Genomic DNA, 18,511 nt, shown 5'->3' with positions numbered 1-18,511 from the left:
TTTTAAACATGAAGGGGTAGGATAAAAGATGACCAGAAGCCATAACTGTGGACAATTAACGACAGCGAGCATCGGTGAGACAGTAACATTGAACGGTTGGGTGCAGACCCGCCGTGATCTTGGAGGCGTGCTATTCATTGATTTGCGCGACCGCACAGGGATTGTACAGATCGTATTCAACCCTGACTATTCCGGAGAAGCGCTGCAGATTGCCGATAAGGTCCGCAGTGAATACGTGCTGGCCGTAACGGGTAAGGTGGTTAAACGGGATGATGAAACCGTGAACCGCAACCTGCCGACCGGGGAGATTGAAGTGCAGATTACAGATATTGAAGTGCTGAATGCCGCCAAGACCCCTCCGTTCTTCATCGAAGACGGGGTGGAAGTGGATGAATCGCTGCGGATGAAATACCGTTACCTGGATCTGCGTCGTCCAGAGATGCACAAGACGCTGTTGCTCCGTTCTAAGGCAGCGAAGATTTTCCGTGATTTCCTGGACAACGAAGGCTTTATTGATGTGGAAACGCCGATCTTGACCAAAAGCTCACCGGAAGGCGCACGTGACTATCTCGTGCCAAGCCGTGTGCATGAAGGGGAATTCTTCGCGCTTCCGCAGTCCCCGCAGATCTACAAGCAGCTGCTGATGGTCGGCGGCATTGAGCGTTATTACCAGATGGCCCGCTGCTTCCGCGATGAGGACCTGCGCGCTGACCGCCAGCCGGAATTCACGCAGTTCGATATTGAGACCTCATTCATGCCGCAGGATGAGCTGCTGTCGATGATGGAGAAGCTCATGCAGCGTCTGCTGAAGGAGACGATCGGGGTTGAGGTAGCTTTGCCATTCCAGCGGTTGACGTATGCCGAAGCGATCGGCAAATATGGTTCTGACAAGCCGGACCTGCGGTTTGGCCTGGAGCTGGTAGAGATGAATGATATCGTGGCATCCAGCGGCGTCAAGGTATTCGCTTCCGTGATCGAGAAGGGCGGAGAAGTGAAATGTCTGAACGCCAAGGGCTGCGGCACATGGACCCGTAAGGAGATTGACGATCTCGGACCTTATGCTGCTCGTTATGGCGCCAAGGGCTTGGCCTGGATTCAAGTCAAGGACGGGGAGTTCAAGGGACCGATTGTGAAATTCTTCTCCGAGGAAGAAATCGCTGCCGTGAAGGAGCGCACAGGTGCCGAGGATGGTGACCTGCTGCTCTTCTCCGCTGATACCAAGAAGGTGGTAGCCGATGTGCTTGGCGCCTTGCGTCTGAAGATTGGCCGTCAGCTTGGTCTGATCGACGACAGTGTGTTCAAATTCGCTTGGGTAACGGAATTCCCGCTGCTCGGCTACGATGAGGACCAGAAGCGTTATGTGGCTGAGCATCATCCGTTCACACGCCCGATGGACGAAGACCTGCATCTCTTCGATACCGATCCCGGCGCGATCCGTGCGCAGGCCTATGACATCGTACTTAACGGCTACGAGGTGGGCGGCGGTTCCCAGCGTATCTACAAGCGTGACGTTCAGGAGAAAATGTTCGATGCGCTCGGCTTCACGCAGGAATTGGCTTATGAGAAGTTCGGTTACCTGATGGATGCCTTTGAATACGGCACGCCTCCGCATGGCGGCATCGCGTTTGGCTTCGACCGCCTGATTATGCTGCTGGCGGGCCGCACGAACCTGCGTGAGACCATTGCCTTCCCTAAGACGGCAAGTGCAACGGACCTGCTGATGGATGCCCCATCCCCTGTGGATGCCGGACAACTGGAGCAGCTGCATATCAAGCTGGCACCGAAACCGGAGAAAGAAAAGAAATAAATCATAGGAGGCTGACATCATGCTGAATCAGTTCTCGCGTACAGAGCTGGCGATCGGGCCGGAAGGCCTGGCGATCATGAAGAACAGCACAGTGGCTGTGCTGGGGATCGGCGGAGTTGGCGCTATGGCAGCGGAAGCGCTGGCCCGGACCGGCATCGGCCGGATTATCCTGATTGATAAGGATTCGGTGGATATCACCAACATCAACCGCCAGCTTCATGCGCTCACGACGACCATCGGCCAGAACAAAACTGATCTGATGGTGGACCGCATCAAGCTGATCAACCCGGAATGCGAAGCGATTGCGCTGAATATGTTCTACACCGAAGAGACGTATGAAGAGCTGTTCAAATACAAGCTGGACTATGTGATTGACGCTTCGGATACAATTATCTACAAGATTCACCTGATCAAGGAATGTCTGGCCCGGAAGATCCCGCTGATCTCCAGCATGGGCGCGGCCAACAAGATGGACCCGACCCGCTTTCAGGTCGCCGACATCTCTAAGACCACCATGGACCCGATTGCCCGGGTGATCCGCACCAGACTGCGCAAGGAAGGCATCAAGAAGGGCGTGAAGGTGGTCTTCTCCACCGAGAAGCCTATGAAGCCGCGCGAAGATGTGACGGAGCAGATTGTGCCTGCGAATGCGCCGGACCGGCGGAAGGCGAAGCAGCCTCCGGCCAGTACTTCTTTTGTACCTCCTGTAGTCGGCCTGATTATGGTCAGTGTAACGGTACGGGATTTGCTCGAAACGGGCGGCATTACATTTGAATGAATTCTATCAGGTAAAAGGGTGTGTAGCCGGTTTCCGGCTATATGCCCTTTTATTACGGTATGTTTTGGGGCCCCCCGCAAAGTACCTGAGTAAACATCGAAGCAAACCCTCACTTTGTGGGGATATTTTACGGTTTTAGATGGAGATACTTGACATCACATGAGATGAACTTAAGTGGAGGTTGTTACATGAAATCGAATATTTGGCGGAATAGTGTGGGAATGGAACCGGGCGACAACTGGAAGCAGGAATGGGCGGCCGGCATCCTGTCGTATTTCGCTTCGGTATATATTGTGATGGTGAACGCGGCGATCCTGGCAGATGCAGGCATGCCGCTGCGGGCCGGGATGGTTGCCACGCTGCTGACAGCGGTGACAGGCTGCCTGCTGATGGCTTTTGGCGGCAAAACACCGATTATCGTTGTCCCGGGCATGGGGATCAATGCTTTTTTCACCTATACTCTTGTGCATTCCATGAAGCTGGACTGGCGTGAGGCGCTTGCCGTTGTCGTGGTGACGGGTGTGCTGTTTGCCATTGTGGCCTTCACCTCTCTCTACCGTATCCTAAGCGACGCGATTCCCCATAATCTGCAGCATGCGATAACGGTTGGCATCGGGCTGTTCCTGACCTTCATCGGCCTGCAAAAAAGCGGGATTGTCATTGCCCACGCCACAACCTTTGTCGCCATCGGGCATTTCAGTGATCCGGCCGTCATTACTTCGGTGGTGACCCTGCTGCTGGCGCTGGTACTGTTCATCCGCGGCACGCGCGGCGGTCTGCTGATCAGTATGCTCGTGGGCACAGGGCTTGCCTATCTGCTGGGAGCCGCCCATGCGCCGAAGAATACCGAGCCGGGGCATGTGTTCAGCGGTTACGGCAGCGTGTTCGCCAGTATGGACTGGAGCGGATTCGTCAGCCTCGTCTTCTGGATTGCCGTTTTCCTGCTGCTGCTGATTGTGGTGTTTGAGAATATCGGCCTGATCGCTTCCCAGACGCTGATGGCAGGACGCCCGGAACGCTTCAAAAGCAGTCTGCGGGCGCTCTCGCTCGCCAACATCGCGGCAGGTCTGTTCGGCAGCAGCCCGGTGGTCGCCGCTGCCGAATCCACCGCCGGAATTGCGGCAGGCGGACGCTCCGGCTTAACCTCACTCGTCACCGGCCTGTTGTTCGGGGCGACCTTCCTGTTCATCCCGCTGCTGGCTTATGTGCCGGACAGCGCGATAGCACCGATTCTGATCGTAATCGGCGGGCTGATGGTGCAGAGTGTGCGCGAGATGGATCTCAGCGACATGACGGAGCTGTTCCCGGCGTTCCTGGTCATGGTGATGATTCCCTTCACTTATAGCATCGTGGACGGCATGGCGTTTGGCTTCATCACCTATCCGCTGGTGAAGCTGGCTACCGGCAAAGGCAAGGAGGTTCCTCCGGCATTGTACGGCATTGCCGGACTGTTCATTGCGAACTTCGTGCTGCATGCGCTGATGGGCTAACGGCAAAGGCGGGAGGGGGGAGCGCTGCTTCTCTCATCCGCTTGTCCTCCACGTGGACAGCAGTTTGAAAAATATGGCTTTCCCCTCTCTGCTGTGTTATGATGTACAGCTCACATCACTTAAGGTGCATGCTTCTGGAGCGAGTTTTGCTCGGAGAGATTCAGGAAGCTAATGCCCGCAAAACTTTTAGGAGGTAACTGAAATTGGAAGACAACTTTCAAAGTGCCTATCAAGAGGAAGAAGACAGGCTGAACCACGCGCTGACAGAGATTGACTCTACCCTTGAACGATTGCGCGGAACTCCGGTCTACACAGGACACGATTATACGGAGCAAGTGCTGGAGGATTCAAGGGAGCAGAGGCGCAAAGATCTTGCCAAGCTTAGGCAGGAGCCTTATTTCGGACGGCTTGATTTTCAGGGCAATGACGAGCAAGAACGTAAGGCACTCTATATCGGCAAAATCGGCGTAGACCGCGAGCAGGTAAGCGACCGTCCGCTTGTCATTGACTGGCGGGCACCGGTGGCGAGCCTGTTTTATTCTTTTACCGGAGGAACGGAAGCAGCCTCGTATGAAGCACCAGAGGGGCTGATCGAAGGGCTGGTCTATCTCAAGCGCAACGTTGTGATCCGCAAGCAGATCCTGGAACGGGTGGCAGACACGTATAACCGTGACAGCGACGCGCCGGCGGTATCGGATGAATTCCTGGTCTACCGGCTGGGGGAGAACAAGGATAACCGGCTGCGGGACATCGTCTCCACGATCCAGGAGGAGCAGGACAAGATTATCCGGGCGGCCAAGAACACGGCGCTGATCATCCAGGGGGTCGCGGGCAGCGGTAAGACCACCGTTGCGCTGCACCGGCTGGCGTTCTTATTGTATCAATACAAGGAGCAGGTCTCGGCGGAGAAAATGATAATTTTTGCCCCCAACCGCATGTTCCTGGACTATATTTCAGATGTGCTGCCGGAGCTGGGCGTGGGGAACATTGCCCAGAGCACGTTCCCGGACTGGGCGGCCGAGGTGCTGGATGTGGACTTGCCGGAGCAGGATGCTTCGGAGGTCATGAGCCGCTGGTTCGAGACGGCGGGAGCGATGCCGGTCATCACGGAGGAGACCCCCGGGCGCTTCAAAGGCTCGACGGTGCTGATGAGCGTCATTGAATCCAGCGTCAAGCTGCTGGAGACCAGCGCTGTGCCGGAGGGCGATTTCAGCCCTTGGGACGGGGCGGTGCTGAGCCGCCAGGTGATTCTGCGCTGGCACGATGAGGAATATGCGCCGTATCCGCCAGCTAAGCGCAAGGAGCGCGTCATGGCGCGGCTTCACCGCTGGATCGAGATGGAGCTGAAGAAGAGCCCTTCAGCGGCTGCGCTGAAGGAGCGCAAGAAGAAGGGCGCGGCCCGAGAGAAGGCCTACAGCGCCAAGTGGCCGAAATACGAGCCGCTCGCCATCTATAAGCAGATCTTCCGGGCGGCGAAAGTGCCGGAGGACTGGCCGGCGGCGGCACCGGAGGAGATTCCGCCATCCGTGCTGAAGGAGACCGTCAAAGAGCTGAAGAAGGGGATTCTGCGCGAGGAGGATCTTCCTCCGCTGCTCTATATCCATTATCTTCTGAACGGTAACGAAGGTACTGTGCGCTTTGACCATATCGTGATCGATGAAGCGCAGGATTTCTCCCCGTTCCAGATTGCCGTACTGGATCTGTATGTGAAGGGGCATTCCTTCACCATTCTGGGTGACCTGTCGCAAGGCATTCACGCCTACAAGGGAGTGCATGCCTGGAGAGAGATGCAGACGCTGTTCGCCGAAGAACACACTGCATACCATGCACTTACCCGAAGCTACCGCTCAACGATGGAAATTATTGAGTTCGCTAACGGCATTCTGTCCACAGGCGTCGGAAGCGAGCTGCTGGCCGTTCCGGTCTTCCGCAGCGGGAATCCTGTGCGGCTGATCTCCTATGAGGCGGATGTGCTGCCGGGAGCGGCGGCGGCTGCATCGGCGGACCAGCGGCTCAGCGCGGTCAAGAGCGCGCTGGCGCAGCTCTCCGGGCGCGAATACCGCACGGTGGCGGTATTGACCCGCAGCCTGCGGGAAGCCTCTCTACTGTACGCTGAGCTCGCCACGCAGTTCGAGAATCTTCATCTGATTGACGGCAGCATCACGGAATATCGCGGCGGCTTGTCGATTCTCCCCGTCTACTTGTCCAAGGGACTGGAGTTCGATGCCGTCATTCTAGCAGACGCAGACAGCGCCCATTATGGAGCGGCGGCCTGGGATGCGAAGCTGATGTATGTGGGCTGCACACGTGCCCTGCATGAGCTATGGCTGCTGCGGGGCGGCGAATTGCCGCCTTACGTTCAACTGAACGCAGAGGAGACCGTCTCCGGCTGGCCGGAGCTTGAAGGGAACTAAGGCGTAGTGCAATCTTAAAAAACGAAAAGAAACCTCTCTTTGGTGAAATGGAATCTGCCATTTCACAGGAGAGGTTTCTTTGGTACACCGAGGTCGATTAGATGGTCTACATGGTGAGAGTAGGCTTGCTGGTGAACTAGACTACATGGTGAAACCAGGCTAGCTGGTGAGATTGGAGGGAAAAATCCCTCTGATTCAGCCGAGATCAGGCTAGACGGTGAGATCAAAGGGATAAGTGCACCTGAATTTACTGGACGCAGCCCAAATGGGCAAATAAGGAACACTAGTGCACCTGAATTCACCGGATGCGGGCCAGATGAGGAAATGAAGAGCACTAGTGCACCTGAATTCAGCGGACGCGGCATAATTGAGCCAATGAGGAGCACTAGTGCACCTGAATTCACTGGGCGCAGGCTAAATGGGCAAATAAGGAGCACTAGTGCACCTGAATTCACCGGATACGGGCCAGATGAGGAAATGAAGAGCACTAGTGCACCTGAATTTACCGGATGCGGGCCAGATGAGGAAATGAAGAGCACTAGTGCACCTGAATTCAGCGGACGCGGCATAATTGAGCCAATGAGGAGCACTAGTGCACCTGAATTCACCGGATACGGGCCAGATGAGGAAATGAAGCACTAGTGCACCTGAATTTACTGGACGCTATCCAAATGAGCCAATGAGGAGCACTAGTGAACCTTATTACGCCAGATGCCGACAGAGGTAGGCGAATGTTGAATGACGAATGGGGAGGTTGCTTAAAGAATTCACGGGTCGCATAAGTTCTTCCATCATGGATTAAGATTGAGTGGATTCTGCCGCTTAAACAGCGGAGTGTCCCCCAAGCGCCTCCCTAAGCTAACCAATCGTCCGTCCCCAAGCCGCCTCCCTAAGCTAACCAATTGTCCGTCCCCAAGCCGCCTCTCTAAGCTAACCAATCGTCCGTCCCTAAGCCGTCTCTCTAAGCTAACTAATCGTCCGTCCCTAAGCCGTCTCTCTAAGCTAACTAATCGTCCGTCCCTAAGCCGTCTCCCTAAGCTAACCAATCGTCCGTCCCCAAGCCGTCTCTCTAAGCTAACTAATCGTCCGTCCCTAAGCCGCCTCTCTAAGCTAACCAATCGTCCGTCCCCAAGCCGTCTCCCTAAGCTAACCAATCGTCCTCAGAAGCATCAGCCGGATACTATCTACCACATATCCTTCCCCTTGGGCTTAAGCCTTGCCCTTCGGCTCGAAGTGGAACCGCTCCACCTGTCCCTGCATATCCGCAGCCATGCCGGAGAGCGCCGCAGAGGAGGAGGTGATCTCCTCCATCGAAGCAAGCTGCTCCTCGGTAGCTGCGGTTACACTCTGGAAGGAGTCGAGCGCGGCCCGGGCGATGGTGGCCATCTCCTGGACGGAGGCGGCTACTTCGGAGCTGCTGGCCGACATTTGCTCCGTAATGGCCGAGACCTCATGAATCTGCTCACCGACCTGCCGGGTGGACTGCTCGATCTGCTGGAAGGCTTCGCTCGCCTCCAAAGTAAGCGCCATGCCCTGCTCCACATCCTCTGCCACCTTATGCTTCATCACATCATAAGCGCTGGCGATCAGACCCACCATCTCGGAGATGGTCTCCTGAATCTGCCCGGCACTGCTATTCGTGGCCTCCGATAGCTTGCGCACTTCACCGGCAACCACGGCGAAGCCGCGGCCGTGTTCTCCGGCCCGGGCCGCCTCGATGCCGGCATTCAGCGACAGGAGATTGGTCTGCTTGGCAATGGCGGAGATCGCCGTGCTGGTCTCGGCCACTCTGGCGCTTAAGCCGTTAAGCTCAGCGATCAGGGTGCCGGACTGCTGCACCGATTCTCGTATCGTCTTCATTTGTTCCCCGACCTGCTGCATTCTGGAGCTGCCGGTGGAGACATCCGTTTCCGTAAGTATAGCGGCGCTCACAATCGCCTCTGAAGCGGAAGCGATTTTCTGGATACCGGTGGACATCTCCTCCATCGTTGTAGCGACTTCAGCAGAAGCATAGGCCTGAGTCTCCACGCCCCGGGTAGATTCCTCCACCAGCTCCGTCACATACTCGACCGCCTTGCTGTTCTCGGCCGTGCTGGCTGTGAGCTGTTCACTGGCAGCGGCGAGCTGGCCGGAGGTCTCGGCAACCTCCTGCACCATCGTGCGCAGCGAAGAGACCATTTCATTATAATTGCCGGCAAGCTGACCGATCTCATCCCTGCGGCTGGTCTGGACGAATTCATCCAGATACCCTTCGCTTACCCGCTTGGCCGAACGATTCAGGCGTTCTACCGGCCCGGTAATCCGGCGGATAATTAGGAAGGTAATCACTGCGGCAAGCAGCAGCGCAACCACGAGAACGATAGCTGACTTGTACAGAATCGGGTAGACCGCCTTCGTATATTCACTCTCCGGAAGCACTCCGGCCAAGGTGAAGCCGGTCAGCTCATTGGTAATGTAATATCCGTCCATTTGTGTATCGGCTGCAGCATCTTTGTAGGAGATTTTACCTGCCGGACCTTGCTTGATTCCTGCTGTCATTGCGCCTGTGGCTTCCGAAGCAACCTCCATGGCAGGGTGGTAGATCGTCTTGTTATTGCCGTCCAGGATGAAGACATATCCGCTATCGCCCAGACTGACATTCTTCGCCAGCTCCATAAGCTCCTTCATGCTGATGCTGATCGTAACCACGCCCTTACCATCCGGAAAAGCCTTGGAGATCGGCAGAATGTAGCTGTTCGTTACTTTGGAGAAAATGGGATCGATCACCGATGTTTTCTCCGGGGTCTTAAGTGCATCTATGTACCAGTCGCGTATGCGGGGATCATAATTGTCCAGCTTGGAATCCGGCGCGAACATGTATTTTCCATCCTCGTTGCCTATCGCCACGATATCTACCTCAGGGTGCTCCAGCTTGAAGCTGTCAATCAGCTTGCGCAGCTGCGGAGAATTGTTCGTAAGCCCGGCGCTGCTCATCTCGTATGCCAGCTCATTCACCCCGGCGCTCTCCAGCAGGATCAGCTGCGACAGTGTTTTATCCAGGAGGTGGATGCTTGAGCGTGTGGTGTCTTCCATTTTGGAGCGCAGAGCCGATTCTGAGGTTTGTGTCGATATGGCCACCAGAGCCAGTGAGGGCAGCACAATAGCTGTAATGATAAGCAGCATCAGTTCAGTTCTGAGCTTCGTGATACGGAATAGGCGCTTAAGGGGTTTTTTCGGTGTTGGCATGGTAGTTCCTCCTGAATTTCTGAATGGATGGTAGTTAAAATTTATTTCCATATCTCGAAGTAAATAGATATTTTAATATATATTTCGACAGAGATCGACTAAATAATTAGTATTTCGTCAAAAAAATTAACTCTAATTCTTCTGGAATTCTTCCTCTTCCCAAAGGAGTGCGCGTGCCAGCCTTCAGGTGGAGAACGATTATAACTATTCTTGAACTTGTAACCCGGGGTGGCCTGTGGCTTAATAATAAGTGTCCGGCCGGGCAAGATTACTTCTGGAAGGAGGCTGAAGATTATGTTTTCAGAATACGAGGTGGTTTCCGTCTAAGACGGAGACCTGTTTAGGGGGAGGCCGCGAGGCCTCCTTATGTATAACGAGCGAACACGAGCGGATATGTAATTCCGGCTACTACAATATATAGAATGACACTGACCAATTACTGACAGATCGCTGATCCATAATGAATGTAGACGATAACCGCAGGGTTTAATATAATGAATTTAGGTGATTTACCAAATTTGAGGAGAAGAAAGGAGGCAGGTGGAATGATTATTCAGAACAGCACAGTGATCGGACTGAACGGAACACACCTGTTGAAGGAGGAAATTGAACGTGAGTTACGTCAATGGAAAGGATGTGCTCCCCCCGGGGCTGCTCGAAGAGCTGCAGGGTTACATACAGGGTGAGCTGTTATACATCCCGAAGAAAGCGGAAGAACGGGTAAGATGGGGCGAGAACAGCGGCTCCCGGCAAGAGATTGCTGCCCGCAACGAAGAGATCTTCTGTAGTCACAGCAGCGGCTGCTCGGTGAACGAGCTACAGAAGAGATATCACTTATCCGAAGAAAGCATCCGCAAGATCATTTCAAAAATGCGGCAAATGCGGCTGGCGATGAACCGCTAGTTTAGAACTTATATGAGTTCTAATTATAGAACAAAGAGCATGGCTCCCGCCGGTGGCGGCGGGGTCATGCTCTTTTTAAAAATAAAAGAATTCCCCCCCCCTAAAAGGACGGCAAAGCCATTTCCACTTGCGTCCAGCACAGGTATGGTATGATAGGAGAAGTGTATGTATTCTATCGAAATCTTAGATGATAGCAAGGAAGTGTAGGGATGGATTTATTCTCGCAGGGTGAAGACCAGGGGAGCGGACGGCTGCTTGCAGACCGGATGCGGCCCGGCAATCTGGATGAATATATCGGACAGGAGCATATTGTAGGCAAGGGCAAGCTGCTGCGCAGAGCGATTGAAGCGGACCAGGTCTCTTCTATCCTGCTGTACGGGCCTCCGGGCTGCGGCAAAACCACTCTGGCCCATATCATATCGCATCACACCCAAGGTGAATTCGTGCGGCTGAATGCGGTGGAGGCTTCGGTTAAGGATGTGCGGGAGGTCATTGAACGCGCACAGAGCAATAAGGCGCTGTACGGCTCGAAGACGATTCTGTTCCTGGATGAGGTACACCGCTTCAACAGCTCCCGCCAGGATGCGCTGCTGCCGGCCGTGGAGAAGGGCACGATTACCTTCATCGGTGCGACAACGGAGAATCCGTTCCACTATGTGAACGGGGCCTTGATGAGCCGCTCGACCTTATTCCAGCTGGAGTCCCTGACCAGCGGGCATAGCCTGATCGCGATGAAGCGGGCGCTTGCTGACGATCAGCGGGGGCTAGGCTTCATGGATCTGAAGGCAGATGAAGACGCGCTGCTGCATATCGCCGCCATGGCGAACGGCGATATCCGCCGTGCCTTGAATGCTCTGGAGCTGGCGGCGATGACTACGGCCCCTGAGCGTGACGGCAGCGTGCATATTACGCTGGAGGTAGCGGAGGAGTCGATCCGCCGCCCGATTGTCAAAGCGGACGAATCGACGCAGTACGATGTGCTGTCTGCTTTTCACAAAAGCATCCGCGGCTCCAGTGACGCCGCCCTGTTCTGGTTTCTCTACGCGGTGGAGAAGCTTGGCATGGACCCGATGACCTTCATCCGTCGTCTGATCGCGGCCAGCAGTGAGGATATCGGTCTGGCGAACCCGCAGGCGATGGTCCAGGCAGTTAGTGCGCTGGATGCCTACCGTAATAACGGCTGGCCGGAGGCGAAGCTGAATATCGCTCAGGCGATTCTATTCGCCGTAGAGAGTCCGAAATCAGACGGGGTAGTGACCGCTATCGCCAACGTCATGAACAGTCTGGAGGATCTGAAGTCGGCCGAGGTGCCGCTGCATTTGCGGGATACCCATTACAAAGGTGCGGCCCAGCTGGGGCATGAGGGCTACCAGTACCCGCATAATTTCCCTGGCCACTATGTGAAGCAGGACTATCTGCCGAAGGCAATCTCCCGCAAGGTCTTCTATCAGGCTACCGAGCAGGGCAACGAGGCCAAGATCCGCCATAACCAGCAGCTGCGGCGCGGGCAGTAGGGCTTCAATGAAAGTTCGCTCTGTCTGCTCCAGCCAACTGTACATTTTACAAATAGAGAGCAGTCATTCTCCATAACTGGAGGCGGCTGCTCTTTTTGACGCTGTAAATATGATGGAAATGGAAATATTTTTACAAAAAAACCGGTATTCTCAGAAAAATATAATGTAAATATATAGAATTAATTTACTGTATGTGGTATATGTGTAGGTAGGGGGAATTTACCTTAATTTGTAATATGGAGGTGGTAAATGGAACGTGCCCAAATACTATGTCTAATTATGGACACTGGGGAGGTATTTGTGCGTGCCTGAGTCCTGACGGACTGAACAAGTAAGCAATCGAAGGGAGATGAGTAAGGATGAGTCAAAGTAAACGGAAGACCGGCTGTATCGCATCGCTAAGCCTGATGTTAGCCTGCACGATTGTTACAGGGACGGCTGTTCGCCCGTCTGTCACCGAAGCCGCAACCGCCGGAGTCAATTATGCAGAGGCACTGCAAAAATCGATCTATTTCTATGAGGCCCAGCGTTCGGGTGAGCTGCCGGCGAACAACCGCGTGGAATGGAGAGGTGACTCGGGGCTGCAGGATGGTGCCGATGTCGGCCATGATCTGACGGGAGGCTGGTATGACGCAGGAGATCATGTCAAATTCGGATTTCCAATGGCGTATACTGCGACCATGCTGGCATGGTCGGTCTATGAATACAAGGATGGTTACGTGCAGTCCGGGCAGCTTGATGAGATTCTGGACAATATCCGCTGGGCCACAGACTATTTTGTGAAAGCGCATACTGCGCCGAATGAGCTATGGGGACAGGTAGGTAACGGTACGGCAGACCATAACTGGTGGGGACCGGCGGAGGTCATGCCTATGGCGCGCCCGGCCTACAAGATTGATGCTGCACATCCCGGCTCGGATCTGGCTGCGGAGACTGCCGCCGCCCTTGCCTCGGCTTCCATTATTTTCAGGGATTCAGATGCCGCTTATGCGGACAAGCTCCTGCTGCATGCCAAGCAATTATACAATTTTGCCGATACGTACCGGGGGGTTTACTCCGATACCATCACTGACGCCAAGCAGTATTACAATTCCTGGAGCAGCTATGCCGATGAATTAAGCTGGGGCGGCGTCTGGCTGTATATGGCGACCGGCGAGCAGAGTTATCTGAACAAGGCTGTCGCCGCCAGCAATCTGTGGGGCACGAATCAAGCCGGAGACTGGGGTTATCAATGGACCCAATCCTGGGATGACAAGCATTACGGTGCGCAGCTCCTGCTGTCCCGCATTACGAATGATCCCAAGTTCATCCAGTCCACGGAACGCAATATGCAGTTCTGGACGACCGGGGTGAACGGCACCTCTGACCGGGTAGCGTATACTCCAGGCGGGCTGGCCCATCTGGATCAATGGGGGGCGCTGCGTTACGCAGCCAACCATGCTTTTCTGGCTTTTGTCTATGCAGACTGGGTTACTGATCCGGTGAAAAAAAATACCGCCCAGGCCTTCGCAGAGCGCCAGATTAACTATATGCTGGGCGATAATCCGCGCAATAGCAGCTATGTGATCGGCTTCGGCGCGAATGCACCTGAGCATCCTCACCACCGCACCTCACACGGCTCCTGGAGCGACAGCCAGACCACTCCGGCCAACCACCGGCATGTGCTCTACGGCGCACTCGTTGGCGGACCCTCCAAGACCGATGCTTACACCGATACGATCAGCGATTATGTCTCTAATGAAGTTGCAACCGATTACAATTCAGCCTTTACCGGCTCTCTGGCCCGGATGATGATGCTTCACGGACAGGGGCAGAGCCCGCTTGCGAACTTCCCGCCGGCCGAAACGCGTGAGGATGAGATGTTCACGGAAACTTCCGTGAATGCGAGCGGCAGCAATTTTGTGGAGATCCGCGCGGTTCTCAATAACCGTTCAGCATGGCCTGCCCGCTCGAGCAGCCAGTTGTCCTTCAATTACTATCTGGACATCAGCGAAGCTGTTGCGGCGGGATATGGTCCCGGCGATATCACTGTTAAGGCCGGAGGCTATAACCAGGGAGCCACTGTCTCACAGCTGCTGCCTTATGATGAAGCGAACCATATCTATTACACCAAAGTAGATTTCTCCGGCACCCCGATCTATCCGGGTGGACAGTCTGCTTACCTCAAGGAGGTTCAGTTCCGGATTGCAGCGCCGCTGAACACAACGTTCTGGGACAACAGCAATGACTTCTCCTTCAAGGGAGTGGCTGCGAATGCTTCCTCGGGAACGAAGAACCCGTATATCCCGGTATACGATGCAGGCGTCAAAGTATACGGGGAGCTGCCTTCCGGCGGCGGAATGCCAGGTGAACCGCAGGTTCCGGGACGTCCGGCCGGCCTTCAGGCTGTGCCTGGCAATGCCAGCGTGGCCTTGAGCTGGAATACGGTCAGCGGTGCATCCAAGTATACAGTCAAGCGCTCGCTGGTGAGCGGCGGACCGTACACTACAGTGGGTACGGCTACTTCAGCAGTCTACAGCGACAGCGGACTGACGAACGGAGTGGACTATTATTATGTGGTAACCGCTTCGAACAGCGTAGGTGAGAGTACAGCGTCTGTACAGGCTACGGCCCGTCCGCGCGAGGACACCACGCCAACGACAGGAGCCTTACGCGTGCAGTACCGTACCAATGACACAAGTCCTGGCGATTCACAGATCCGCAGCCAGTTCCGGATTGTTAATACAGGCACAGAAGCCATTTCGCTGAGCGGTCTGAAGCTGCGTTACTATTACACTGTTGACGGGGACAAGCCGCAGGAATTCCACTGTGACTATGCTGCTGTCGGCAGCGGGAACCTGAACGGAAGCTTCGGGAAGCTTAGTGCACCTGTTACTCTGGCCGACTCTTATCTGGAGATTTCTTTTGCGGCAGGAGCGGGAAGCCTGGCGCCAGGAGCAGACAGCGGGGAGCTTCAGGTACGCTTCAACAAGGCGGATTGGACGGCCTACAATGAGAGTAATGACTATTCCTATGGCGGAACCCAGCAGACCTTCGCGGATTGGAACAAAGTCACTCTGTACCGTGCAGGAACACTTGTCTGGGGCCTCGAACCCTAAACCATACCAGAGAGGAAGTATGCCGAAATGATGAAAATGAAGCTAAGTTCATTCAAGAAACCGGCCTCCATAGTCATGACTGCCGTTCTGACCCTTTCCCTCACCGGCGGAATCTTAAACTTCAGCCCGGGAACCGCCAAGGCGGCATCGGTGGAAAAGACCAGATTCCTGCAATTGTATGACCAGCTGAAGGACCCGGCCAGCGGGTATTTCTCGGCTGAAGGCATCCCGTATCATGCGGTAGAGACCCTGCTCAGCGAGGCGCCCAACTATGGGCATATGACTACCTCCGAGGCCTATAGCTACTGGATGTGGCTTGAAGTGCTGTACGGCCATAATACCGGGGACTGGAGCAAGCTCGAATCGGCCTGGGACAACATGGAGAAATACATCATTCCGATTAATGAAGGCGACGGCGTGCAGGAGCAGCCGACCATGAGCAGCTACAACCCGAACAGCCCGGCCACCTACGCCTCAGAGCTTCCTCAGCCGGATCAGTATCCAAGCGCACTGAACGGCAAGTACACTCCGGGTAAGGACCCGCTCGATGCAGAGCTGAAGTCCACCTACGGCAATAACCAGACCTATCTGATGCACTGGCTGGTAGATGTGGACAACTGGTATGGCTTCGGCAACTTGCTGAATCCTACGCATACCGCCAGCTATGTGAACACCTTCCAGCGCGGCGTGCAGGAATCGGTGTGGGAGGCGGTCTCCCATCCTTCACAGGATAACAAGACCTTCGGCAAGCCGAATGAAGGCTTCATGAGCCTGTTCACCAAGGAAAATAGTGCGCCTTCCGCGCAGTGGCGTTACACGAATGCTACAGACGCCGATGCACGCGCTGTGCAGGCCATGTACTGGGCCAAGGATCTTGGCTATACCAATACGGTCTATCTGAACAAAGCCAAGAAAATGGGCGACTTCCTCCGTTACGGCATGTACGATAAGTACTTCCAGAAGGTCGGCAGTGCTGCGGGCGGTTCACCTCAGCCGGGAACCGGTAAAGATTCCAACCAGTACCTGATGGCCTGGTATACCTCCTGGGGCGGCGGTCTGGGAGCAGGCGGAGACTGGGCCTGGAGAATCGGCGCCAGCCATGCCCACCAAGGGTACCAGAATGTGGTTGCAGCCTATGCGCTGTCCACCGCAGCAGGAGGACTGATTCCGTCATCCGCAACAGCCGGAACGGATTGGGGCAAATCGCTGACCCGTCAACTGGAATTCTACAACTGGCTGCAATCCTCTGAAGGAGCTATTGCAGGCGGCGCAACCAACAGCTACGGCGGTTCTTACAGCGCTTATCCCGCCGGGGCCAGCACGTTCTACGGCATGCTTTACGACGAGGCTCCTGTCTATCAGGACCCGCCATCCAACAACTGGTTCGGGATGCAGTCCTGGAGCATGGAGCGCGTAGCAGAGCTGTATTATATCCTGGCTTCCAGCGGGGATACCACCTCGGCTAATTTCAAAATGGCCAAACGGGTTATCGAGAACTGGATTGACTGGTCTACGGATTATGCTTTTGCGGGCAGCCGTCCGGTAACGGATGCCGCCGGCTACTATCTGGACCAGCAAGGCAACCGGATTCTGGGCGGAGCCAACCCGCAGGTGGCCACCGTATCCGCACCCGGCGAATTCTGGATTCCGGGTAATGTGGAGTGGCACGGCCAGCCGGATACCTGGAGTAGCTTCAGCTCTTTTAACGGTAATAGCAGCCTGAAGGCAGTGACCAAAGACCCGGGCCAGGATACGGGCGTACTGGGCAGTTATGTTAAAGCACTCACGTTCTTCGCCGCAGGAAACAAAGCAGAGCATGGCAACTATACTACGCTCGGCGGAACGGCTTCGCAACTGGCTAAGTCCATGCTGGATACCGCCTGGGGCTACAATGACGGACTTGGAATTACCACTCTGGAGAAGCGTGCCGATTATTTCCGGTTCTTCACCAAAGAGGTCTATTTCCCGGCAGGCTGGAGCGGTACCTTCGGCCAGGGCAATACCATTCCGGGGAACGCGACAGTTCCATCTGACCCGGCTAAGGGCGGCAATGGAGTGTATGCGAGCTACACCGATATTCTCCCGGATATCAAAAATGATCCCAAGTGGAGTTATCTCGAAGGCAAATACAATACCTCCTACAATAAAACCACCAAGACCTGGGACAATGGCGCACCTGAGTTCACTTATCACCGCTTCTGGTCACAGGTGGATATGGCTACAGCCTATGCCGAATATGACCGGCTAATTAATAACGGCAGTGGCCCTATACCGACAGCTACTCCTACAACTACGCCAACGGCTACTCCGACAGCAACACCGACAACCGTGCCAACCGCCACACCGACAGTCGCACCGACGGCTACACCGACAACTGTGCCAACCGCTACACCGACAGTCGCACCAACGGCTACACCGACAACCGTGCCAACCGCTACACCGACAGTCGCACCAACCGCTACGCCTGCCGTAGGGGATCTGGTCGTTCAATACCGTACAACGGATACGAACGCCACAGACGCGCAGTTCCGTCCGCAGCTGCGGATTGTCAATAACGGGACCACGGCGGTCGACCTCAGCAAGGTTAAGGTCCGGTATTATTACACGATTGACGGCGAGCGGGCACAGCAGTTCAATGTCGATTATGCTGCCCTCGGCGGCAGCAATGTGCTGGGCAGCTTCGTGAAGCTTGAGTCTGCAGTTACAGGCGCAGACCACTATCTGGAGATTTCCTTCAGTGCCGGCGCCGGCAGTCTGGCAGCAGGTGCGAATACCGGCGAGATTCAACTGCGCATTAACAAGACTGACTGGAGCAATTACAATGAGGCTGACGATTACTCCTATGATGCAACCAAAACGTCGTTCACAGATTGGAACCGGGTGCCGCTGTATCTGAACGGTGTACGGGTCTGGGGCGTTCAGCCGCAATAGGGCTGAAGCCTGTTGCCTCAAAGCCAGGTAAATCAACCTGAGCATTGCCCCGTATAATTTCAGCCAAAAGAACCTTCAAAACCACAGCGTGTGGAGTTGAAGGTTCTTTTTTGAATGTACTAAGAAGCATGTACGCGAAAAACCGAATACAATGGGACAGGGAGCGCCGCGTAGGCCAAATGTAATCGAAAAACCGAACACAATGGGACAGGGTGCGCCGCGTAGGCCGAATGTAATCGAAAAACCGACCACAATGGGACTGGGAGCGCCGCATAGGCCAAATGTAATCGAAAAACCGACCACAATGGGACTGGGAGCGCTGCATAGGCCAAATGTAATCGAAAAACCGAC

The 18,511-nt window shown here is 55.0% G+C and carries 9 protein-coding genes; 8 read left to right on the top strand and 1 reads right to left on the bottom strand.

The window, feature by feature from the left end; all coding sequences use genetic code 11:
* Nucleotides 1-28: 28 nt before the first annotated feature.
* From aspS to ACFSX3_RS20660, 4 genes are all read left to right on the top strand, one after another.
* The gene (gene aspS, locus ACFSX3_RS20675; protein ID WP_209994233.1) at nucleotides 29-1,807 is read left to right on the top strand and encodes an aspartate--tRNA ligase; all 1,779 of its coding nucleotides are present in this window, start codon (nucleotides 29-31) and stop codon (nucleotides 1,805-1,807) included.
* A 19-nt stretch (nucleotides 1,808-1,826) separates the two neighbouring features.
* Entirely contained in the window at nucleotides 1,827-2,585 is a 759-nt protein-coding gene (locus tag ACFSX3_RS20670) for a tRNA threonylcarbamoyladenosine dehydratase (RefSeq protein ID WP_209994234.1), read from the top strand.
* A 188-nt stretch (nucleotides 2,586-2,773) separates the two neighbouring features.
* On the top strand, nucleotides 2,774-4,075 hold the full coding sequence (locus ACFSX3_RS20665; RefSeq protein WP_209994235.1) for an NCS2 family permease: 1,302 nt from the start codon (nucleotides 2,774-2,776) through the stop codon (nucleotides 4,073-4,075).
* Between the two features lie 203 nt (nucleotides 4,076-4,278).
* Complete coding sequence (locus tag ACFSX3_RS20660) at nucleotides 4,279-6,489, top strand: HelD family protein (protein WP_209994236.1); 2,211 nt, start codon at nucleotides 4,279-4,281, stop codon at nucleotides 6,487-6,489.
* 1,209 nt (nucleotides 6,490-7,698) lie between these two features.
* Here the strand turns inward: ACFSX3_RS20660 and ACFSX3_RS20655 are convergent.
* Nucleotides 7,699-9,714, bottom strand: a complete 2,016-nt coding sequence (locus ACFSX3_RS20655; protein WP_209987561.1) for a methyl-accepting chemotaxis protein — start codon at nucleotides 9,712-9,714, stop codon at nucleotides 7,699-7,701.
* A gap of 612 nt (nucleotides 9,715-10,326) precedes the next feature.
* Here ACFSX3_RS20655 and ACFSX3_RS20650 point away from each other — a divergent pair.
* The 4 genes from ACFSX3_RS20650 to ACFSX3_RS20635 all read left to right on the top strand — a co-directional run bounded on the left by ACFSX3_RS20650 (nucleotide 10,327) and on the right by ACFSX3_RS20635 (nucleotide 18,160).
* On the top strand, nucleotides 10,327-10,617 hold the full coding sequence (locus tag ACFSX3_RS20650; protein ID WP_209987564.1) for a CD3324 family protein: 291 nt from the start codon (nucleotides 10,327-10,329) through the stop codon (nucleotides 10,615-10,617).
* Nucleotides 10,618-10,826: 209 nt separating this feature from the next.
* The gene (locus ACFSX3_RS20645) at nucleotides 10,827-12,131 is read left to right on the top strand and encodes a replication-associated recombination protein A (protein ID WP_209987567.1); all 1,305 of its coding nucleotides are present in this window, start codon (nucleotides 10,827-10,829) and stop codon (nucleotides 12,129-12,131) included.
* Between the two features lie 359 nt (nucleotides 12,132-12,490).
* Nucleotides 12,491-15,229, top strand: a complete 2,739-nt coding sequence (locus ACFSX3_RS20640) for a glycoside hydrolase family 9 protein (RefSeq protein WP_209987570.1) — start codon at nucleotides 12,491-12,493, stop codon at nucleotides 15,227-15,229.
* A 36-nt stretch (nucleotides 15,230-15,265) separates the two neighbouring features.
* On the top strand, nucleotides 15,266-18,160 hold the full coding sequence (locus tag ACFSX3_RS20635) for a glycoside hydrolase family 48 protein (RefSeq protein WP_379258628.1): 2,895 nt from the start codon (nucleotides 15,266-15,268) through the stop codon (nucleotides 18,158-18,160).
* Nucleotides 18,161-18,511 lie beyond the last annotated feature (351 nt).

It is taken from the genome of Paenibacillus rhizoplanae (assembly GCF_042684125.1).
GTDB lineage: Bacteria > Bacillota > Bacilli > Paenibacillales > Paenibacillaceae > Paenibacillus_AQ > Paenibacillus_AQ rhizoplanae.
This window is presented reverse-complemented; position numbering and strand designations above follow the sequence as displayed.